This is a genomic window from Pseudoalteromonas distincta, assembly GCF_005877035.1.
Lineage (GTDB): Bacteria > Pseudomonadota > Gammaproteobacteria > Enterobacterales > Alteromonadaceae > Pseudoalteromonas > Pseudoalteromonas distincta.
Genome location: NZ_CP040558.1, coordinates 142,896 through 163,868, shown reverse-complemented (window position 1 = coordinate 163,868; position 20,973 = coordinate 142,896). Strand labels below are relative to the sequence as shown.

Annotated in this window: 18 protein-coding genes; 6 read left to right on the top strand and 12 right to left on the bottom strand. The window is 37.2% G+C overall.

Annotated elements, in window-relative coordinates; translation table 11 throughout:
- Positions 1 to 58: 58 nt before the first annotated feature.
- Positions 59 to 967: a 1-aminocyclopropane-1-carboxylate deaminase/D-cysteine desulfhydrase gene (locus FFU37_RS00685; protein ID WP_138488440.1), complete on the top strand. Its 909-nt coding sequence runs from the start codon at positions 59 to 61 to the stop codon at positions 965 to 967.
- Positions 968 to 970: 3 nt separating this feature from the next.
- On the opposite strand, the gene FFU37_RS00680 is transcribed toward FFU37_RS00685, so the two are convergent.
- The 6 genes from FFU37_RS00680 to FFU37_RS00650 all read right to left on the bottom strand — a co-directional run bounded on the left by FFU37_RS00680 (position 971) and on the right by FFU37_RS00650 (position 9,918).
- Positions 971 to 2,659, bottom strand: a complete 1,689-nt coding sequence (locus FFU37_RS00680) for an EAL domain-containing protein (protein ID WP_138488439.1) — start codon at positions 2,657 to 2,659, stop codon at positions 971 to 973.
- A 226-nt stretch (positions 2,660 to 2,885) separates the two neighbouring features.
- The gene (arsB, locus tag FFU37_RS00675) at positions 2,886 to 3,902 is read right to left on the bottom strand and encodes an ACR3 family arsenite efflux transporter (RefSeq protein ID WP_138488438.1); all 1,017 of its coding nucleotides are present in this window, start codon (positions 3,900 to 3,902) and stop codon (positions 2,886 to 2,888) included.
- Between the two features lie 9 nt (positions 3,903 to 3,911).
- A complete protein-coding gene (gene arsH / locus FFU37_RS00670) occupies positions 3,912 to 4,628 on the bottom strand; it encodes an arsenical resistance protein ArsH (protein WP_039485802.1) in 717 nt (238 codons plus the stop codon).
- Positions 4,629 to 4,812: 184 nt separating this feature from the next.
- Positions 4,813 to 7,542, bottom strand: a complete 2,730-nt coding sequence (locus FFU37_RS20255) for a response regulator (protein WP_175413880.1) — start codon at positions 7,540 to 7,542, stop codon at positions 4,813 to 4,815.
- A 262-nt stretch (positions 7,543 to 7,804) separates the two neighbouring features.
- Positions 7,805 to 8,530 carry a single-stranded DNA-binding protein gene (gene ssb / locus FFU37_RS00655; protein ID WP_039485810.1) on the bottom strand — a complete coding sequence of 242 codons (726 nt, stop codon included), beginning with the start codon at positions 8,528 to 8,530 and terminating at the stop codon, positions 7,805 to 7,807.
- Positions 8,531 to 8,550: 20 nt separating this feature from the next.
- The gene (locus FFU37_RS00650) at positions 8,551 to 9,918 is read right to left on the bottom strand and encodes an MFS transporter (protein ID WP_138488437.1); all 1,368 of its coding nucleotides are present in this window, start codon (positions 9,916 to 9,918) and stop codon (positions 8,551 to 8,553) included.
- 162 nt (positions 9,919 to 10,080) lie between these two features.
- Between FFU37_RS00650 and uvrA the strand changes: the two genes are divergently transcribed.
- Positions 10,081 to 12,906 carry an excinuclease ABC subunit UvrA gene (uvrA, locus tag FFU37_RS00645; RefSeq protein ID WP_138488436.1) on the top strand — a complete coding sequence of 942 codons (2,826 nt, stop codon included), beginning with the start codon at positions 10,081 to 10,083 and terminating at the stop codon, positions 12,904 to 12,906.
- 80 nt (positions 12,907 to 12,986) lie between these two features.
- Here the strand turns inward: uvrA and FFU37_RS00640 are convergent, their stop codons facing one another.
- On the bottom strand, positions 12,987 to 13,238 hold the full coding sequence (locus FFU37_RS00640) for a hypothetical protein (protein WP_138488435.1): 252 nt from the start codon (positions 13,236 to 13,238) through the stop codon (positions 12,987 to 12,989).
- A 15-nt stretch (positions 13,239 to 13,253) separates the two neighbouring features.
- The gene (locus tag FFU37_RS00635; protein ID WP_138488434.1) at positions 13,254 to 15,395 is read right to left on the bottom strand and encodes a winged helix family transcriptional regulator; all 2,142 of its coding nucleotides are present in this window, start codon (positions 15,393 to 15,395) and stop codon (positions 13,254 to 13,256) included.
- Positions 15,396 to 15,677: 282 nt separating this feature from the next.
- On the opposite strand from FFU37_RS00635, the gene FFU37_RS00625 reads away from it, so the two are divergent.
- Positions 15,678 to 16,043 (top strand): hypothetical protein, encoded by a 366-nt coding sequence (locus FFU37_RS00625; RefSeq protein ID WP_138488433.1) that lies wholly within the window; start codon positions 15,678 to 15,680, stop codon positions 16,041 to 16,043.
- Positions 16,044 to 16,079: 36 nt separating this feature from the next.
- Positions 16,080 to 17,000 carry a TraB/GumN family protein gene (locus FFU37_RS00620; protein WP_138488432.1) on the top strand — a complete coding sequence of 307 codons (921 nt, stop codon included), beginning with the start codon at positions 16,080 to 16,082 and terminating at the stop codon, positions 16,998 to 17,000.
- Positions 17,001 to 17,115: 115 nt separating this feature from the next.
- Here the strand turns inward: FFU37_RS00620 and trpS are convergent, their stop codons facing one another.
- Genes trpS through rpe form a run of 3 tightly spaced genes read right to left on the bottom strand, consistent with a single transcriptional unit; the run spans position 17,116 to position 19,501 of the window.
- Positions 17,116 to 18,120: a tryptophan--tRNA ligase gene (gene trpS, locus FFU37_RS00615; protein ID WP_002958388.1), complete on the bottom strand. Its 1,005-nt coding sequence runs from the start codon at positions 18,118 to 18,120 to the stop codon at positions 17,116 to 17,118.
- A 32-nt stretch (positions 18,121 to 18,152) separates the two neighbouring features.
- Positions 18,153 to 18,818, bottom strand: a complete 666-nt coding sequence (locus tag FFU37_RS00610) for a phosphoglycolate phosphatase (RefSeq protein WP_138488431.1) — start codon at positions 18,816 to 18,818, stop codon at positions 18,153 to 18,155.
- A complete protein-coding gene (gene rpe, locus FFU37_RS00605; RefSeq protein ID WP_138488430.1) occupies positions 18,818 to 19,501 on the bottom strand; it encodes a ribulose-phosphate 3-epimerase in 684 nt (227 codons plus the stop codon). Before rpe ends, FFU37_RS00610 begins: the two co-directional genes overlap by 1 nt.
- Before the next feature lie 161 nt (positions 19,502 to 19,662).
- On the opposite strand from rpe, the gene FFU37_RS00600 reads away from it, so the two are divergent.
- Together FFU37_RS00600 and FFU37_RS00595 are read left to right on the top strand one after the other, a co-directional pair.
- A complete protein-coding gene (locus FFU37_RS00600) occupies positions 19,663 to 19,959 on the top strand; it encodes a hypothetical protein (RefSeq protein ID WP_039485830.1) in 297 nt (98 codons plus the stop codon).
- A 3-nt stretch (positions 19,960 to 19,962) separates the two neighbouring features.
- The gene (locus FFU37_RS00595; protein ID WP_002958384.1) at positions 19,963 to 20,148 is read left to right on the top strand and encodes a DUF2970 domain-containing protein; all 186 of its coding nucleotides are present in this window, start codon (positions 19,963 to 19,965) and stop codon (positions 20,146 to 20,148) included.
- Here FFU37_RS00595 and FFU37_RS00590 read toward each other — a convergent pair.
- On the bottom strand, positions 20,105 to 20,962 hold the full coding sequence (locus tag FFU37_RS00590) for a Dam family site-specific DNA-(adenine-N6)-methyltransferase (protein WP_002958383.1): 858 nt from the start codon (positions 20,960 to 20,962) through the stop codon (positions 20,105 to 20,107). The genes FFU37_RS00595 and FFU37_RS00590 overlap by 44 nt on opposite strands.
- Between the last annotated feature and the right edge of the window lie 11 nt (positions 20,963 to 20,973).

Sequence of the window (20,973 nt, the reverse complement as noted above, 5' to 3'; positions counted from 1 at the left end):
TATGTATGAAATAAGTGTCGTACATTTTAACTACTTTGCCAAATTGAAAACCAAAAAAATGCATGAAACATTCAAAATAGATGAAAATAACCAAATACAACAAATAGATAGCTCGTTTCTAAAAAAGAGAAATATTTATTTAGGTATAAAACGTGATGATTTGCTTCATCCGTTAATAAGTGGCAATAAATGGCGTAAATTAAAATATAATTTAGCGTACATGCAAAAGATAAATAAGACAGAACTTCTGACTTTTGGTGGTGCATTTTCAAACCATATTCACGCCTGCGCAGCTGCGGGAAAAGAATTTAATATAAAAACTCACGCGATTATCCGCGGACCAGAACTTGATAACAACAATCCAACAATTCAGTTTGCAAAACATTGTGGTATGAACCTACATGTTGTTAATCGTATAGAATATCGAAAACGTCACGACACCGAATACCTTTATGTTCTGCAAGAGCGTTTTCCAAACGCTTATATCATCCCTGAAGGTGGTACAAATGAACATGCTTTATTAGGGTGTCAAGAGTTAGTACAAAGCTTACCCGAACATAACTACTTAGTTTGTCCTACAGGTAGTGGTGGCACGCTTGCTGGACTAATAGAAGGCAGTGCTTCAACAACACAAGTTATTGGTATAGCGGTATTAAAACAAGCTGAATACTTAAGTGAAGAAATAAAAAAGCTGAGCGCTAGAGCTAATAACCAAACTAACTGGCAGTTACTCACAGAGTTTCATGATGGGGGTTATGGTAAGTTTTCACCTGAGTTATGGCAGTTTTGCCAAGATATGGGCCGCACTTATAATCTGCCACTTGAGCCTATTTATAGCGGAAAAATGATGTATGCATTGTGGCAGCTTATTGAGCAAGATTATTTCCCATCTGGGAGTAAAATTATTGCTGTTCATACCGGCGGGCTTCAAGGATTAAATGGGCTTAAATATAGAGGGTTAATCTAGATCTTAATTAAATACCGCTTGCGTAAACTCTTGAAGCGGCTCTGAAAAGTAAAAACCTTGAGCTCCTACCACCCCCAATTTGGTAAGCGTAAGTAGCTCTTTTTGAGTCTCTACGCCCACCGCGTATACGGGTAGATTTAAAAGACTAGCGGCTTCGACTATCCTTTTTATTTTCTTTTGATTTTGAGTTTTTTCATCTAATAAATGAACCAGTTCGTAAGATAACTTAAGCCCACATACTTGGTTATAGTCAACTAGCATGGCTACTTTCTCACTGCTTTTTACATTATCAATCACAATATGTGAATGCCCTTTTTTAATAACATTAAATGCATGAGTTATCGACTCTCTATGAGTAAAAAATTCTGCCTCACTTATTTCAAATTGTAATTTAGTATTTAACTTAAGCTCTGCCATTTGATTGGCTAACCACTCCCAAAATACAGTATTAAACCAATTTTTAGGGTGTAGATTTACACTAACTGTTAAAGCCGAAGACTCACTGAGCATTAGCTTTTTGACTTGTGTTATTACAGCTTTATCTAATATTAAAGCGTCTTGATCACTATAAACCTGCTTAATAAAATAACGAGCGGCCAGTAAACCAAGTTGGCTATGCCTAACCCGAATAAGAGCTTCATGCTGCAGGATATCTCCACTAGAGAGTTCAAATACAGGCTGAAAGAATAATATAAATTTATTCTTTTTAATGTTTTCTATAACCTGTTTGCTAGAGAGGTGTTTTTCTTGGCAGTGATTTAACGTTAAACGGTGGCAATGCTGCAATAGGCTGCTTTGTGATAGCGCGAGTGCTGATTTTGCTAACTTATAAACCGCCACTTGATCAGCGCCTAATTGATAATCACACGCACCTATTTTAATATTTTTATGAGTAATATTTTTTTGATGATTTTGACATATTAAAAACACATTTTTATGAAGCTTTTCAACGTAGCTATTCAACTCGCTAATAGAAATGTTTGGTAAGGTAACCGCTAAGTAATTAGAGTTTAGTATTTTTACCGACACACCTTTAAGTTCGGCTAATTTTTTAGTAATTAAGACTTTAAAATTGGCTTCTATATCCGTTTTTTTATCAAAGCTACAATCACACTCAATAAGTAAAAATAAGTTATGTGATGCAGTATTAACTCCATACAAAGAACTTAAATCACATTTTTTTGCCTGTTCGATTAGTTGAGTATTTTTATGCCTTTGTTGAATAATTTTAGTCGGCTGTATAACTGTATTTTTAAGCATTACTTTACGGTTTACTTTTAACAGGCTCCACCAGCGATAAGACCAATTAGCAGCGCCTAATATAATCAGATTCAAAAATATAAATAAGTAGCTTTGTGTTACCCACACTGGATAGTGATAAAGGCTCAAGCTTAACGTTTTAAAAGTAAAAACTTCGCGTTCTAAATTTACTAAGTTCCTAAAGTGATCTGAAGAATTTTGCACCTCTAACTTAAAGCCTTCATTTTTAGCTAATGCGACCAACACTTCGTTATTTATAGAGGGAGATAAATTTAATTCATAAACGCGTTTAACAAACTGCTGCCCAGAAACATGTGCTTTTTGATGTAATGCATCATTTAAAATGAAATTAAAACTAATAAGTATCATCAAAAACAAAACAAAAGAGATACCTTTGAAGTACTTTAAAAGCCAGAGTTTACTCTTTTGCATAGCCTGCCACTCGTTATATTAATAACTAAAGTGTTGTTCAATATCTATAGAAGCACAAGGCTGCAAACTAAGTTTAAACGTTTATTAATAGCACTAAACAAAAAACACTCAGATAAACGAGAGCTTACAAAAATAAACAGCTATGCCCTTCATTCTATAAATAGATGAAAGCCATCGACAGATCATTTTAAAAAGTATGCCAGCAGAGATTATGCTGCATACCGCCTTAATTAAACCAATGGCGGGTTTTATTTGCAAAGTATACCAAGCTTAGCATTACAGGGACCTCTACCAACACACCCACCACAGTGGCAAGCGCAGCCCCAGAATGTAAACCAAATAATGAAATAGCAACCGCAACAGCTAGCTCAAAAAAGTTTGAAGTGGCAATCATACATGCAGGCGCCGCTATATTATGTGCAAGCCCCATTTTTTTAGCTGCAATATAAGCAATCGCAAAAATACCGTAAGTTTGAATTAAGAGCGGGATTGCAATAAGAACTATTGCCTCTGGTTTTTCTATTAATGTCTGCGATTGGAAACCAAACAATAGCGCTACTGTCGCGAGTAAGCCAATAATAGAATAAGGTTTCATTACCTTTAAAAAGTTATTTAAACACGTATGGTCATCTTCTTTATCAAGCTTTTTACGGGTAGCAGCACCGGCTACCAGCGGGATAAGTACATACAATACCACCGATAATAACAGTGTATCCCAAGGTACAGTAATATCAGTCACGCCAAGTAATAGCCCTGCAATAGGTGCGAAGGCAAAAATCATAATTATGTCATTTATTGATACCTGCACTAAGGTGTAATTAGCATCGCCTTTTGTCAATTGACTCCACACAAACACCATAGCGGTACAAGGCGCAACACCCAACAAAATCATACCAGCTATATATTCTGTAGCTGTTTGTGGGTCAACAAAATCGGCAAAAATACCCTTAAAAAATAACCAGCCTAGTAGCGCCATAGTAAAGGGTTTTATAAGCCAATTAATAACGATAGTGAGCACTAACCCTTTTGGTTTTTTACCTACATCTTTAATTGATGAAAAATCAATTTGCACCATCATTGGGTAAATCATTAACCAAATAAGTACTGCGATTACAATATTTACATGGGCATATTCAAAACCAGCAATTAAGCTAAATGCACTTGGCATTATAGAACCAGCTACAATACCAACAGTAATAGCTAAGGCTACCCACACAGAAAGATAACGTTCAAATAATCCCATTGTTCTGTCCTAAATAGAGCTTTGATTAACGCGTTGGCTAAGTTCTTCTGCAGATTCCACACGTTCAGAATAACGATCTACAAAGTAATCTTTTTGATCTCGTAATAACAAAGTAAATTTTATCAACTCCTCCATAACATCAACAATCCGATTATAAAGTGGAGAAGGTTTCATGCGCCCATTTTCTTCAAATTCTAAATGAGCTTGTGGCACTGAGGACTGATTTGGTATTGTTACCATACGCATCCAACGCCCCAATACACGCAGCTGATTCACTACATTAAATGATTGCGAACCACCACAAACCTGCAGCACTGCGAGTGTTTTACCTTGCGTTGGCCTTACACCACCTAAATTAAGTGGTATCCAATCAATTTGGTTTTTGAATATACTCGTCATTGAGCCATGACGTTCTGGAGAGCACCATACTTGCCCTTCTGACCAAAGCATTAAATCTCGTAACTCTTGTACTTTAGGGTGTGATTCATCTTCACTATCGGTTTGAGGTAAACCTTCAGGATTAAAAATTTTAACCTCAGCACCAAAATACGTTAATAAACGTGCACTCTCCTCTATTACCAACTTGCTATAAGAACGCGCTCTTAATGATCCATATAACAATAAAATTTTAGGTTTGTGCTCAGAAAAACTAACGTTAAAATTTTTAGTGTGTGGAACAACGCTATGTGTTTTATTTGTATTTGGTAACCCATTAACTTCTGACATTTATAACTCAACCTTTACCAAGTTAATATACGAAAAATCGAATATATGGAATTTCACATATAAACACACGTGAGTCAAATTCTATTTTATAAATTTTTTTAAGTTATTAAAAAATCGGCTCAAGCCAATGGAAGGGATTGCGGTAGGTATTTGATAAAAATATTAAATTATATGTCTAGCGCAACTATTTATTTAAACAGCGAATTATAGTTTCACGTAGTTTTTGTGTTTTAATGGGTTTTGCAACATGAGCATTCATGCCAATAGATAAGTATCGTGTAATATCATTTTTCATAACATTAGCTGTTAAGGCAATTATTGGAATATTTGCGATAGTTTCATCACTATCACTACGAATAATTTGAGTCGCCTCAACACCGTCCATGATAGGCATATGAATATCCATTAAAATTATATCAAACGGCTCTAATTTTACTGTTTGGATGCACTCTAATCCATTATCAACTAAGTAAACCTGAGCGCCGCTATTTTCTAGTATGTTGGTAACTATGAGTCGATTGATTGAATTGTCTTCCACAACTAATACTTTAATACCCGCCAGCGACTGTTCACTCACAGTATTTACTTTAGGCACTTCATTAAAAAAACCTAACACTCTACTGCTCACCTCCTTATACAAGACACTCGAATAAACAGGTTTTTGCAAAATTGTGTTTATATTTATTTTGTTAGCCACATCATTAAGTAAAACCTCATGATCCCTTGTAAGTACAATTATATTATTGCAAAGCTGGGGATTAATATTATAAATACGCGTTAAAAATGTTTCACTACTCATCGCTGGCATTATCCAATCGACAATAATGACTTTAAATTTTTCTTTATTCTGTTCAATAATATCAATAGCTTGCTTAGCAGACGAGCACGCAGTACATGCTAAACCCATAGCTGTAAGCTGATTTTCAATTACTTTAAGGTCCTCTTCATTATCATCTATAATTAATACATCAAACGGATCAGTAAAGATTAGGTTAGGCGTATCATCAATCAACGCTTGGTTGTTCAATTTAACTTCCACCGAAGCTACAAACTCACTACCCACACCTTGAGTGCTGTGTACCGTTATATCACCACCCATCAATTGGCATAAACGCTTACTAATAGTTAAACCTAACCCTGTACCACCAAACTTCCTAGTTGTAGAACTATCTGCCTGAGTAAATGATTCAAATAAATTGGTAAGATTATCCTCAGCGATGCCAATACCTGAGTCTTTAACTGTAAAATATAAGCAAACACTTTGCGGATCGTCTAATAACTTTCTTGACTCAATTAAAACCGATACAGTGCCGTGAGGGGTGAATTTAATTGCGTTAGAGCATAAATTTAACAGCACCTGATTTATTCGCACTACATCGCCGATTAAGTCCAGTTTAACTGCCTCATCAATGACAATATCAAATGTGACCCCTTTACTTTGGGCCAATTCATTGAAGGTTGCTTTGATGTAATCAACAATCGAATTTACAGAAAAAGGAAATTCTTCAAGATTAATGTTTCCAGACTCAATTTTTGAAAAGTCTAAAATATCGTTAATAACCACAAGAAGTTGATCTGAGGAATATTTAATTTTATCTAAATAATGCTCATACTCACCAGGTAAACCTTTTTCGAGCAAAATATTAGTCAAACCAATAATCCCACTCATAGGGGTTCTAATTTCATGACTCATATTTGCTAAAAACTCAGACTTAGCGGATGTCAGATGCTCTGCTTCTTCCTTGGCGTGCAAAAGCTCTTCAGTGCGCTCTTCAACGCGCGACTCTAATCTTTGCTTTTCTTCATCAAGCTCTTTTAAAAGTTGAATGCGGCGTTGGTTTAAAAACAAAACAAAAACTAAAAAACTGCTAAGAATAAAAATAATTGCAGTAGCGCTGTAAATTAATATTTTATTTTTCTCAAAGTAAGTTGGCTCGTAATAAGAGATAATTGACTCTTCTGGCAAGCTCTGCGGAGCAATATTAAACTTACTTAATTGTCGCCAATCATATGAGTATGTACTAAGCCCTTCACCACTAATTTCATTTAACGCTTTATTTTCATTATAAAAAACTATTGAATCGGCAATACGTTTACCTATTTTTTCACCCGACAGAACATACCCACCAACAACACCCGAGCCTAATAGTACTTCCCAATAGCTAAACACTGGCGCCGGACTTTCTTCAGTTAATCGCTCTACTAGCTGATAAGGGCTAAGTGATTTATTATCGTAACGCCTAAAAATGGGGGTAAATAAAATAATTGAATCTGCTGGGGCATTTCTTACTCTGGTGAGTAATTCTGGTAATGGAAGATCAAACCACTTTTCTACATTTAAATACGAAAAATCACGGTTAATAACCGAAAATAGTCCTCGATGAAAGCTCATACCAATATCGTTTTTTGTATCTAAAATCACGATCAATTTTTTAGGCTTCATTAAATTAACAGCATTTGCTGTTGCTTGCGCATAATCTAATTTAGCTTGGATCACAGCTCCGCTGGTCTTTTTTGGTAGATTAAACTGGGCGCCTGGCTCTAAGTATATTCGTGGAGCATTTATAAAAAAATCATCTAATTGAGATAGTAACGTCGCTGCAGATGGCGACTGAGTAACGATGATATCGATGTGCTTATTTTTATATTTTTGTTTGAGGTAGTCTTTCATTAACTGTTTTTGATTAACTTCATCAAAGCGATTTACATCCATATTTTCGACAAATAGTTCATAACTAAAAGAACGTTTTGTAAGCTCTGTACGCAGTCCAAGCTCAACACTTTTATACCAAGGCATATCTTGATTTGTTGAATTTATAAATAAAATATGAGTAACATTTGAAGGAGTTTGAGCGTGTGAACTAGGGCTCAAGAATTGAAAAACAAGAAATAAAAATAAGATATTAGTTTTCATGTTTCTCATTGTGTAATCAGGGGAAAGTAGTTTAATGGTAAGTGTTAACGATATATATATCAATTAAATACAAGATAAAATTTACTGTAATTTAACATTACCAACAATACTATTTCACTTTACAGCCTAATGAGGTCTTATATTGATAGTTTTTTGATTATCATCACAGCGCAATACGCATAAAAAAACCCAGTACGAATACTGGGTTTAGAGTAAAAAGTGTAAAGAATCTAATTATCTTTACACTGTAAAAGTTGGAAAACTAGAACGGGATATCGTCATCAAAATCAATGGTTGGTTCCATTGGGTTTGATGCACCACCTTGCGGAGCACTTTGTGGTTTAGGAGCGAAACCACCTTGCTGCTGCGGTGCACTATTTTGTTGTGGTGCAAAGCCGCCTTGCGGTTGTTGGTATTGATTATTTTGTTGTGGTGCTGGCGCTGACTGAGGTTGCGCTGCAGGTGCTGCTTGCTGTTGTGGAGCATAACCACCTTGTTGCTGGTTATTTTGGCCTTGATTATTTTGGCCGTAACCACCGCTTTGTTGAGCACTTTGCGCTTGATTACCTTGGTAACCACCACCTTGTTGCCCACCTTGTGATTGATTACCTTGGTAACCACCACTTTGTTGATCGCCACCACGTGCGCCCAACATTTGCATTTGACCAGTAAAGCCATCTACGACTATTTCTGTAGTGTACTTTTCTTGGCCTTGTTGATCGGTCCACTTACGTGTTTGAAGTTTACCTTCAACATAAATTTGTGAACCTTTACGACAATATTCACCAACAATTTCAGCTAACTTGCCAAAAAATACAACACGGTGCCACTCAGTTTTATCAACCATTTGGCCAGTGTTCTTATCTTTATAGCTATCCGAAGTTGCTAGGGTAATATTTGCTACACCGTTGCCGTTAGGCATATAACGAACTTCAGGATCTTGCCCTAAATTACCAACCAAAATTACTTTGTTCACACCGCGTGCCATGGAACCATCTCCTATAAATGTTAGATTAAACCAGCGACTTTACGCGCTTGGTCTAGGTCAAATTCTTTATCATTAATCTTTAAATAGCTGCGACTTTCATCGCGAACCACAGTTGCTTCTATTACACCTGGTAAAGCAACTAACTGAGAAGCAAGTACTTGAGCATGCTCTTCAGAATCTAATTTGGTCATTAAACTAATAACTTTACTTTTGGGTGGGACTTGCATTTTCCACGCAATAATAAGCCATATTAACCCAACAAGTGCCGCTGCCGCAAACACAGCTTGCGTCGTTGTAGTTTGTGCTACATAGCCACCTAACATACCGCCCAAAAAGGCGCCTAAAAACTGACTAGATGAGTAGCCACCCATTGCTGAACCTTTTTGGCTTGCAGGTGCTATTCGCGATACAAGCGCAGGCATAGTGGCTTCTAAAAAGTTAAACGCCACAAAATAAAGCAGCATACACACAGCAATGCCTACTACACTATTAACCCATATCGACATTGCTAACATACTAATAGTTAACAAGGCTACTGAGCCAATGAACGCTTGTTTTTCTTTCTCTTTTTTAATGGCCACAATCATTATTGGTACCATTAATAAAAATGCTAAAAATAGCACTGGAATATACAAATACCAGTGATGGTCGGCAACCAAGCCATCTTTAATTAATTGACTCGGCAGTACCACAAAAATTGTGGTTAGCGTTAAATGCAATAACAATACACCTGCATTTAATCGTGCTAACTGAGGGTGTTTAATTAATTTTTTAATGTCGCTGAAGCTTGCTAATGTATCGCCTTTGGGTGCTTTATTTACCGCCTTTGGCACTAGCATAGTCACTATAAATATACCAAAGACAGCTAAAATAGCAGTCAACCAAAATACACCAGCAATACCCCACGAAGCGGCGACAATTGGCCCAAGTAACATAGCAAAGGCAAAGCTCATTCCTATGCTCATACCGATAACGGCCATTACTTTTGGTCGTTGCTCATCGCGGCTTAAATCTGAAGCAAACGCGAGTAGCGCACTGGCTATTGCGCCCATACCTTGTAAAGCACGGCCTACGGTAACCATTTGGATAGAGTCAGCTAATGCAGCAACTACAGAGCCAATAGCAAATACAACTAAGCCACCAACAATAACCTTTTTACGACCAATCTTATCGGATAATCGACCCATAGGTATTTGTAGTACAGCTTGCGTTAAACCATACGCACCAATGGCAAAACCAATCCAAATAGGCGAAAAACCTTCAAGCGATTGTCCATAAATAGCCAATACAGGCATCAGCATAAACAAGCCGAGCATTCTAAATGCAAACACACTCGCCAGTGATACAGCGGCGCGTTTTTCTCGTGAATTAAGTGAAGATGCGGTCATTATCTGCGTGATCTTACTCTATGAAAAATTGAGGTTGGGATTCTACCATAAGCTTGGCAATAATTAATCGCCTATAAGTAAGGATTTTTCATTGATCAAGGATTAATATTGCTTCGTATTATGCGATACTGAGTAAATAATTTTGGTAATAAACGAGATAGCATGGAAAACATTGAAGTCCGAGGCGCCCGAACGCACAATTTAAAAGACATCAGCCTAACCATCCCACGTGATAAATTAATAGTTATTACGGGTCTATCTGGTTCGGGGAAGTCATCACTTGCATTTGATACGCTTTATGCAGAAGGACAACGCCGATATGTTGAATCACTCTCTGCGTACGCAAGACAATTTTTATCGCTCATGGAAAAGCCTGATGTGGATCACATCGAAGGCCTCTCTCCTGCCATTTCTATTGAGCAAAAGTCAACGTCTCATAACCCGCGTTCAACCGTAGGTACTATTACCGAAATTTACGATTACTTACGACTTATGTTTGCCCGCGTTGGCGAACCACGATGTCCTACACATGATTTACCACTTGCTGCGCAAACCGTTAGCCAAATGGTAGATACTGTTTTGGCTCTACCTGAGGGCAGTAAATTAATGCTGCTTGCGCCAATAGTAAAAGAGCGTAAAGGTGAGCATGTTAAGTTATTAGAACAGCTATCTAGCCAAGGTTATATTCGCGCCCGTATAGACGGTGAAGTATGTGACTTGTCTGATCCACCAACGCTTGAGCTTCATAAAAAACATACAATAGAAGTTGTTGTAGACAGATTTAAAGTAAAAGATGGCTTACAACAACGCTTAGCAGAATCGTTCGAAACTGCACTTGAAATGTCTAATGGCGTTGCACATGTAGCATACATGGACGATAGCAGCGCTGAAGAGATTCTATTTTCAGCAAATTTTGCCTGCCCTACTTGTGGCTATGCAATGACTGAACTTGAGCCGCGCTTGTTTTCGTTTAATAACCCAGCTGGTGCTTGCCAAACCTGCGATGGCTTAGGTATACGTCAATATTTTGATCCTAATCGCGTAGTCCATAACCCAGAGTTAAGCCTTGCTGGCGGTGCAATTAAAGGATGGGATAAACGCAGCTTTTATTACTATCAAATGCTGCAAGCGGTTGCGGATCATTACAATTTTGATTTAGATGTGCCTTATCAAGATTTAGACAGCGACTCGAAAAAAATTATTTTAGACGGCTCTGGTAGCACTAAAATTGCGTTTAATTACCGTAACGACCGTGGCGATTTAATTACGCGTAACCATGAGTTTGAAGGCGTTTTAAATAACATGAATCGCCGCTACCGCGAGACAGAGTCAAACTCTGTACGCGAAGAACTTGCTAAATACCAAACAAGCCAAGCGTGTCCTAGCTGTCATGGCTCGCGCTTACGCGAAGAATCTCGAAATGTATTTATTGGACAAACCAACTTACCTGCAATCACATGCATGAGTATTGGTGAAGCCATGGAATTTTTTGAAGGTTTAGAATTAACCGGACAAAAAGGCCAAATAGCTGAAAAAATATTAAAAGAAATTCGCGACCGCTTATCGTTTTTAATTAACGTTGGCCTAAATTATTTATCACTTGAACGTAGCGCCGATACATTATCAGGTGGTGAGGCTCAACGTATCCGCTTAGCCAGTCAAATTGGTGCCGGTCTTGTAGGTGTAATGTACGTACTAGATGAACCATCTATTGGATTACATCAACGCGATAACGACCGCTTACTACAAACACTAATCCATTTACGCGACTTAGGTAACACCGTTATTGTGGTAGAGCACGATGAAGATGCTATTCGTGCTGCAGATCATATTATTGATATTGGTCCAGGTGCGGGGGTTCATGGTGGGCATATTATTGCTCAAGGTACGCGCGACGATATTTTAGCAAGCAAAGAGTCTGTTACGGGCCAATTTTTATCAGGCGTACGTAAAATAGAAATACCAAAAGAGCGTCACCCAACGAACGACAAATGGCTAGAGCTATTTGGCGCAACGGGTAATAACCTTAAAAATGTGGATTTAAAAATCCCATTTGGTTTAATGACCTGTGTGACAGGTGTATCGGGCTCAGGTAAATCAACGCTAATAAACGATACTTTATTTAAACTAGCTCATACAGAGCTAAATGGCGCAACCACTGCCGAAGCGGCACCGTATAAATCAATTAGCGGTTTAGATCATTTTGATAAAGTGATCGATATTGATCAAAGCCCAATTGGTCGTACTCCTCGTTCAAATCCGGCAACCTACACAGGTATATTTACCGGCATTCGTGAATTATTTGCAGGTACACAAGAAGCGCGCTCACGTGGCTACAAAGTAGGTCGCTTTAGCTTTAACGTTAAAGGCGGACGCTGTGAAGCGTGCCAAGGTGACGGCTTAATTAAAGTTGAAATGCACTTTTTACCTGATGTGTATGTACCGTGTGATGTATGTAAGAGTAAACGCTATAACCGCGAAACGCTCGAAGTACAATACAAAGGTAAAAACATACACCAAGTGCTTGAAATGACTGTTGAAGACGCGCATGAGTATTTTGACAAAATACCGGCTATTGCCCGTAAGCTTAAAACCCTAATGGACGTTGGTTTATCGTATGTCCGCTTAGGTCAAGCCGCTACCACGCTTTCAGGTGGTGAGGCGCAACGTGTAAAACTAGCACGCGAGCTATCAAAGCGTGATACAGGTAAAACACTCTACATATTAGATGAGCCAACAACAGGCTTACACTTTGCTGATATTGAACAGCTGCTTGTTGTACTTCATCGCTTGCGCGATCACGGTAATACAATTGTCGTTATTGAGCACAACCTCGATGTTATTAAAACAGCAGATTGGGTTATCGATTTAGGACCTGAAGGCGGAGCTGGTGGTGGTGAAATACTCATTGCAGGTACGCCAGAAGAAGTAGCTGAGTGTGAGCGTTCACATACTGGGCATTACTTAAAACCTCTATTAAATAAATAGAGGTCCAGTTGTGACAAATTAATCGGCTTTGAGGTTATTTAACTGTCGAGATTGCACTTAATTAAAAATGGCGAGAAGATTCACTTCTCGCTATTTTTTGGCTCTAATTTTTCCTTTATCAACATAACAATAGAAAATGTTATTAAAGAAAAACAACACACTGCAATAAATAAATTAGCAACAAAAATGAGTAATACACTCGCCTTAAAACCAAGATAAGCAAATACGCTGCACAATAAGCCAATAACTAATTCAGTGAGTAGCATTTCCCACTCCATTGCATAGCTCGTCTTAATCGTTTTTGCAGCATAGTGCTTAACTTTAAAGCTCATGTAAATTCCTTTTTTCTAGTTATTCCAACTTATCTGTATTATTTGCATGTCTTTATATTTTGATTCTGTAAAGAAAATTTGATTGTTATCACTAATAAAAAATGCGATGGGTTTAAAATCCACGTGCACATCTTTTACTGTTTTATCTTCTAAATTAAGCCGAGCAACTCTTGAAATCGCATCAGAGTAGTAAAGGTAATTACCATTAATAGCAAAAAGTTGTGCTTGTCGCGCGTCTTTGGGTAATTCCCAACTCTGTTTATTTGATAGTTTAATTAACTGATTGTTAGTAATTGCATAATTAGTACCGTCAGCGCCTGAAATTAATTTGTTGGCTTTAACATCCTCTAATATAGTTGTGTCTCGCGTTAACAAATTAAACTGAGCAAATAGATTTTCTGAACCACTTCGCTCTAAATAAATTATACTTTCATTATCTTTAGACCATACATAGTTTAGTATTTTTCGCCCTTTAAACTCAGCTATGGTATAGAGCTTGTTCGACATAACGTCAAAAAATGCAATATCGCTATTAATTCTTAATAAAACACGATCTTGCTTACTCGATACTCTTAGCCCGCCAATAGCAAAGGTAGATTTCCCTTCATAAGTAAAGTTACTAAGTTGCTTTGTAAGTCCATTTTGAGATAACCACAACTGACTGCTGCCAGAGCGCTCGGATACAAAAATATGCGCTGGCCCTTTCTCATTAATGACTTCTACAATGTGGTAGTCGTCTTCATCACTTTTGTAGAGTGGTTCATACTCAGGAGTTTCGTTAAAAAGATTAGTCGCTTTAATTAACGAAAATGCTTGTGTTTTATTTGCTGAGTAAAAGAGGCTATTAGCAGATTGAACTGCAATATAATAAGGTGAAATTGCTGGGGTAACCGTTAGTGTGCGTTTAATAATATTATTTTCATCAAACACAATGGTTGAAAGGTCAGAGTCTTCAAAAACAATCACGCCTTTATCGTCTGCAAGCCAGTCAAACGCGAAGCTAATTATGCTTTTCTTTGCTTTAAATAATCGCTTGGTTTCATGGGTCTCAAAGTTGTAGCTAAATACAGAAAAAGGCTTACCCTTTTGACTAAGTATATATGCTATTTTATTACCTGAAGAAGATAAGCGCGGCATTATTACGCCATACATTACACCTGGTGGTGGAATAACAATGGACTCTTTTTGTAACTCTAAATCATATTTATATAAACCTGAACCCTCATGCTCATTTTTATATTCGGTGTAATAAATATGCTCACCACTTTCGTCTACTTGCGCATAACCTGTGTATCTAAGGTCGCACTTTTTAATTAATGTAGCCTCACCAACAATAGGAAACTGGCTTAAATCAACCAGTACCATTTCGCACTGCTGTTGTTTTAAGTTTGTAGCTTGTATAAGCACTGCGTGCTGATTTAACTGCCACGATAAAATAGATACTTGAAAGCCAGGATAGGTAATTTCAACTTCCCTTTGATCAGATAGTCGCTTTACAAATGCATGCATTACGTCATTTTCAGGTTCAACATTTGTATAAGCTAAATATTGTTTATCTGAGGACATCTCAGGGTGAACCTCACTGCCTATATTCCACGTGCTTGCTACCTTATTAACTGTGATCTGTTTAATCTTTTCGCTAGAAGGTGCATTAATAAAAAACAACCCAAACCATACTAAAGAGCACAGGCAAATAATGACGAGTAAAGAATAAATCAAAAACTTTTTACTGTTCTTTTTTTGAACTGGTTGAGAAGTAGTTGCAGTAGCTATCTCTTCATTTTTGGCAGAAATACCTGGTGAGTCAGGCAAAATGTTTGCAGGCTCATTAGAAACGTTTGCTTGCGTTAAACGCTCAGGTATTACTGTTAGGCTATATCCTTTACGGTAATGCGTTTTTAAAAGCGGCGCTTTTTCAATTGGATGGGCAAGCTGCTTTCTTAACTCTGAGATTGCACGGTTAATCGCATTATCATCAACAAAGCTCTGTTGCCATACACTCTCAATAAGCTCTTGGCGGGAAACAATTTGTTGAGGCTTGTCTATAAAGTGAAGTAATAGCTTTACTAAGAGTGGATCTAATTCCCTTTCTAAATGGTTTGAAGTAATCACACAGCGATTACTAATAAATTGCCAAGGTCCGATTTGATAATTCATAGTCTTTACGTATTTTTATTTTTATAAACCGTATCACATCTACACTTTATTTTATAGAAAAAGCATTTTAAACCTTATATTAGCATTATAAGGTTTAAGGCTAACCCTCTAAATTAAAACAATTATTTAATTTAAAAACCTTATCTATTAATTGCTCATAACTAGATAAGCGACTCTCAATAAATTCAGCGATATTCTTTAAACCGTCATCAACAAGCAGCTTAGTAAAAAATCATTTGTGATTCTAAATTGGCTGCAATTAAAAATATAAAAGGTTTAATTATGAATAGCACAATGAAAAAAGTACTACCGGCTTTACTACTAGCAACTGCTTTTAATACAAATTCAGTTATTGCAGCTGACGCTAAACAACACACCGTTCAAAGTAATTTTAATCAATGCATAATTGGTGAAAGCGTAGAGGCGATTAACCCAGTTAATAAAAAGCAGCAAGAAACAAACAACATAGACGCCACTGAGTCTTTAAAAAGTAATGTTGATACACAAACGTTACTTTCTTCGATAGATGAAAAAATATCAGCTGAGCTTGACTCTTCAATGAGCAAAATAAACTCGCAAATTGATAAAAACCTTTCAAAGGTAACATCCTCAATCACTGCATATTTCAGCACTGTGTTATCGAACTAAAAACAATAAAATTAAAAGTTACATAAAGGAATTATCATGAAAAAATTCACAAAAAAATTAGTATCTGCCAGCGTATTACTTAGCTGTAGTCTTTTAGCAAATACAGCACAGGCTCAAAGCTCTGTATGGCAAGTAAGCAATGGTAATGACTCACTATTTATTGGCGGTACAGTTCACATACTACCTAAAGCTGAAATGCCACTACCCGCTGAGTTCAACCATGCTTATGAACAAGCGGATACAATTATTTTAGAAGCACCGTTATCTGACCCAGCCGATACTAATGCGCAAATGCAAATGTTAGGCGCACTATCGTATACAAATAACGAAACATTAAGTCAAAAACTAGAACCCGAGATTAAGGCATCACTTGAAAATAAGCTTAACGAGTTTGGCGCTAATCTCGCTAAGTTAGATGGCTTTCGCCCTGCTATGGTTGGTATTGTTTTAATGTCGATGGAGCTTCAAAAGCAAAATTTAATGGGTGAAGGTGTTGATGCTTACTTTACTAAAAAAGCGACTGAAGATAACAAAACAAAAAATTACTTAGAAACAATGGAATTTCAGTTAGAGCTTTTTAAAAAAATGGGTCAAGGCAACGAAAACGACTTCATTAAACATAACTTAGCCGAGCTGCACAACTATGGCGATATGTTTAAAGGACTTTTAGCTGCCTGGCGCAAAGGTGATACAGACACACTGAATAAAGTGGCACTTGAAGATATGCAGCAAAATGATCCGAATAGCTATAAACAAATCATTACAGAAAGAAATAATGATTGGTTACCAAAAGTAGAAGCCATGTTTAACAACGACAAAAATGAGTTTGTACTTGTTGGAGTTGCCCATCTTGCAGGACAAGATAGTTTACTTACCCTACTTGAAAACAAGGGCTATAAAGTTTCTCTAGTTAATATTGATAGCACGGCAGATATAACAGTAGGAGGGGCTGAATAATGGATAAAACAGACAAACTAGCTATATCGCTACTGTTTCTATTTGGGTCTATCATGTTGATATGTGCTATATAAAAAATGCCGCTAACAAGCGGCATTTTTTTATTTTAATAAACTTACCCGCGAGGAATAAAACCAAGCGCATCGTATACCGATTTCAATGTTTTCTCAGCGCGTACACTTGCTTTTTCAGCACCTGACTTCATTATGCCATCAAGTAGGTTTTGATCTTCTCTGATCTCTTTAAAGCGTGCTTGAATTGGCTCAATCATATTTACAACTGCATCTGCTGTATCTTTCTTTAAATGGCCATACATTTTATCTTCATACTCAGGAACTAGGTCTTCAATTGAGCGCTTAGTTGCAACACTCAATAAAGTAAGCAAGTTTGATACGCCAGGCTTTTCTGTGCGATCAAAATAAATACGTGCTTGTTCATCTGAATCAGTTACTGCTTTTTTAAGCTTTTTCACAATTTGCTTAGGCTCATCTAATAACATGATGTAACCATTTGGGTTTTCGTCAGACTTAGACATTTTTTTAAGTGGATCTTGCAAGCTCATTACGCGTGCACCAAACTCAGGGATGTACGGCTCTGGTAATTTAAATACGTCGCCATATAAATTATTAAAGCGTGTGGCTATATCGCGAGTCAGCTCTAAATGCTGCTTTTGATCATCCCCTACTGGTACTTGATCAGCTTGGTATAATAAAATATCCGCAGCTTGCAATACTGGATATGAAAATAAGCCCACGTTTACGTTATTTGCGTGCTTAGATGACTTGTCTTTAAACTGAGTCATTCGATTAAGCTCACCCATTTGCGCGTAACAATTTAATACCCACGCTAATTGTGCATGCTCAGGTACTTGCGATTGTACAAATAACGCAGATTTTTCAGGATCAATGCCACATGCCGCGTAAAGAGCAATACCATCTAACACTCGAGAGCGCAGTAATTCAGGCTCTTGGCGAACCGTAATAGCGTGTAAGTCTACTAACATAAAGAAACTTTCGTGGTCTTCCTGTAACTTTAGCCACTGGTTAATAGCGCCAACATAGTTGCCTATTGTCATACCACCGGTTGGCTGAATGCCGCTTAAAACTACTGGTTTACTCATGATTTTCCTTTATTTTGCTTAATGAATAATATTTAACGCTGCGTTAGAACAGGTATTATATCTAAGAAGTTATCGCATAGGTACTGCGGATTATAATCCTCAAGATTTTCACCTTGGTTATAGCCATAACTAAGTGCAATTACGTCTATATTAGCGGCTTTAGCTGCAAGTATATCGCTTTTAGAATCACCTATCATTATTGCTTTATTAGGCTCCGCATTTAGTTTTTTGCAGGCAAATAGCAATGGTTCTGGCGATGGTTTTTTTGCCATGTCGTCACCGCATACAACCACATCAAAATGACTCGTTAGTGCCAGTTTATCGAGTAGTTTCTCTGTAAAAATTCGAGACTTATTAGTGATTAATGCTTTAGGCATACCGCGAAGTGCTGCAAGCCCTGTTTCTACATGTTGGTACAAAACACTATACTCACCAACTTGTTGTTCATAATACTTATAGAACTGTAATATTGCTTTGCCACTAAGTGACTCATCTAGATTTTCACTCACTTGCATATCGCCACTCAAAGCGCGTTTTACAAGGACTTCAACACCATTACCAACCCAACTTTCAACCAAGCGTTGACTAACAATAGGAAAAGCAAAATCGCTCAAGGTTAAATTAATAGCGATATACAAGTCGTAAACGCTATCAACCAAAGTACCATCTAAATCAAATAAGGCGACATCGTACTTCATTACTTAACACTTCCAAGCTGCTCACGCATTTGATCAATCACCACTTTGTAATCAGGTTGATTAAAAATAGCTGAGCCTGCAACAAACATATCAGCACCCGCTCGAGCCGCTGCTGCAATATTATCGACTTTAATACCACCATCAACCTCTAAGCGAATATCTCGGCCTGATTCAATAATACGCTGTTTTGCTTGGCGTAATTTTTCAAGCGTATGAGGGATAAAGCTTTGCCCGCCAAACCCAGGATTTACCGACATTAGTAAAATGGTATCTAGCTTATCAATAACATGATCTAAATAACTTAGGCTTGTTGCTGGATTAAACACTAAGCCTGCTTTACAACCGTGATCTTTAATTAACTGTATTGTACGATCGACGTGCTCGCTGGCTTCTGGATGAAAAGTAATAATAGAAGCACCAGCCTCAGCAAATAAAGGTATTATGCTATCTACAGGCTTAACCATTAAATGTACGTCGATAGGTGCTGTAATACCGTAATCTCTTAGTGCTTTACACACCATAGGACCAATTGTGAGATTAGGTACATAGTGATTATCCATTACATCAAAGTGAACCACGTCAGCACCCGCATCGAGAACTTTATCAACATCTTCGCCTAGCTTTGCAAAATCAGCAGACAAAATAGAAGGGGCTATTAAATATTTTTGCTCTGGGTTAAACATGATTAACTCCATCAATAAATAGTGTATTGCGTTAATGTAACTTAATTGAAGATGTTACCCAAGTAATATGGCGTAATAGCCCCCATTTTAGGTAACTTTAAGTTTGATATTTAACCAATATTTGCTATGATTAAAAAAGTAACAAATTATTGGATTTCATCATGCGTGCTTTTAAAATTGGGATATTAATTGCGTCGGCATTACTGCTTATCGGGGCGTTTAGCTTTGGTTCAAGCTCTGAGCAAGAATTAAGCTCAGTGAGTAATTGTCATAATACACAACTGGTAAGTACTCAAAACACTTTAACTGCGTGTATTAAAGCTGAAGAAGAGTCATCATGGTTTTCGTGGTTAACTGGCGATAGCCGTAGTGCTCAGTTTCATTACCTTGATTTACTGGAACTACTTACTAGTTCTGAAGATTCTAAAAACGCTCCTTCTTTAAAACCTTTATTTTAAATAATGCTACAATTTTTTAGCGCGTTGCAAAGTGTGCTAGCTGCATTTTTTGGTGTTCAATCTGAAAATAAACGCCAAGTCGATTTTAAACAACACTCCCCTTTATCCATCATTTTAATTGCGATTGTACTATTTGTTGCTTTTGTTATCGCAATTTACGCAGTGGTTGCTTGGGTGCTAAATACATAGCCATCAACTCGTCAACTTTATTTCTAGAGCCACCTTTGGGGCTAATAGTGCGCTTTACTTGAATTTGTTCAAGCGATGCTTGGCTATAAATTTTACGCGTCCACACGGTATCGTGGTTTGAAATAAGCACAGGTGTGTTATTTTCAAATGCGGCTTGTTCTGCCAAATTAGCTAAGTTAGCCTGATCATCTAAATTAAACCCCCCTTTAGCGTAAGACGTAAAAGAAGCCGTTTTACTTAATGGTACATAAGGTGGGTCGCAATAAATAACAGCATTGTTAGGCACTAACTTAAAAACGTCATCGTAATCTAAACAAGTGAACGTTGCTTTTTGTGCTTTTTCAGCAAAAAAATACATTTCTTTTTCAGGAAAGTAAGGCTTTTTATACTTACCAAAAGGCACATTAAAAATGCCTTTTAAATTATACCTACACAGTCCGTTGTAACCATGGCGGTTCATGTATAGAAACAAGATTGAACGTTCGTATACATCACGACTTTGATTAAACTGCACACGATATTCGTAATACGCATCTGCGTGATTATTCAAATCAACAAATAGCTTTTTAGCGTCACTAATAAGCTCATCTGGAGAGCTTTTAAGCTCTTTATATAAGTTAATTAAGTCTGCATTGATATCGTTGAGAATATAGTGCTTAAAGTCACTATTTAAAAACACAGAGCCTGCACCAACAAAAGGTTCAACCAAGGTATCAGCATGCTTGCTAGCTTGGTTTAGTCGCGCATTAATGTTTTCAACTAGGCTGTATTTTCCGCCGGCCCATTTAAGGAAGGCTCTACTTTTTTGCTGCATTGGCTCTTTAC

Bases quoted from the DNA above. Each gene is read 5' to 3' on its own strand.
- FFU37_RS00635 (WP_138488434.1), bottom strand. From the start codon at position 15,395: ATGAATTATCAAATCGGACCTTGGCAATTTATTAGTAATCGCTGTGTG.
- FFU37_RS00640 (WP_138488435.1), bottom strand. From the start codon at position 13,238: ATGAGCTTTAAAGTTAAGCACTATGCTGCAAAAACGATTAAGACGAGC.
- FFU37_RS20255 (WP_175413880.1), bottom strand. From the start codon at position 7,542: ATGAAAACTAATATCTTATTTTTATTTCTTGTTTTTCAATTCTTGAGC.
- arsH (WP_039485802.1), bottom strand. From the start codon at position 4,628: ATGTCAGAAGTTAATGGGTTACCAAATACAAATAAAACACATAGCGTT.
- FFU37_RS00650 (WP_138488437.1), bottom strand. From the start codon at position 9,918: ATGACCGCATCTTCACTTAATTCACGAGAAAAACGCGCCGCTGTATCA.
- FFU37_RS00680 (WP_138488439.1), bottom strand. From the start codon at position 2,659: ATGCAAAAGAGTAAACTCTGGCTTTTAAAGTACTTCAAAGGTATCTCT.
- FFU37_RS00595 (WP_002958384.1), top strand. From the start codon at position 19,963: ATGCTACAATTTTTTAGCGCGTTGCAAAGTGTGCTAGCTGCATTTTTT.
- FFU37_RS00625 (WP_138488433.1), top strand. From the start codon at position 15,678: ATGAATAGCACAATGAAAAAAGTACTACCGGCTTTACTACTAGCAACT.
- arsB (WP_138488438.1), bottom strand. From the start codon at position 3,902: ATGGGATTATTTGAACGTTATCTTTCTGTGTGGGTAGCCTTAGCTATT.
- FFU37_RS00590 (WP_002958383.1), bottom strand. From the start codon at position 20,962: ATGCAGCAAAAAAGTAGAGCCTTCCTTAAATGGGCCGGCGGAAAATAC.
- FFU37_RS00600 (WP_039485830.1), top strand. From the start codon at position 19,663: ATGCGTGCTTTTAAAATTGGGATATTAATTGCGTCGGCATTACTGCTT.
- uvrA (WP_138488436.1), top strand. From the start codon at position 10,081: ATGGAAAACATTGAAGTCCGAGGCGCCCGAACGCACAATTTAAAAGAC.
- FFU37_RS00610 (WP_138488431.1), bottom strand. From the start codon at position 18,818: ATGAAGTACGATGTCGCCTTATTTGATTTAGATGGTACTTTGGTTGAT.
- trpS (WP_002958388.1), bottom strand. From the start codon at position 18,120: ATGAGTAAACCAGTAGTTTTAAGCGGCATTCAGCCAACCGGTGGTATG.
- FFU37_RS00685 (WP_138488440.1), top strand. From the start codon at position 59: ATGCATGAAACATTCAAAATAGATGAAAATAACCAAATACAACAAATA.
- rpe (WP_138488430.1), bottom strand. From the start codon at position 19,501: ATGTTTAACCCAGAGCAAAAATATTTAATAGCCCCTTCTATTTTGTCT.
- ssb (WP_039485810.1), bottom strand. From the start codon at position 8,530: ATGGCACGCGGTGTGAACAAAGTAATTTTGGTTGGTAATTTAGGGCAA.
- FFU37_RS00620 (WP_138488432.1), top strand. From the start codon at position 16,080: ATGAAAAAATTCACAAAAAAATTAGTATCTGCCAGCGTATTACTTAGC.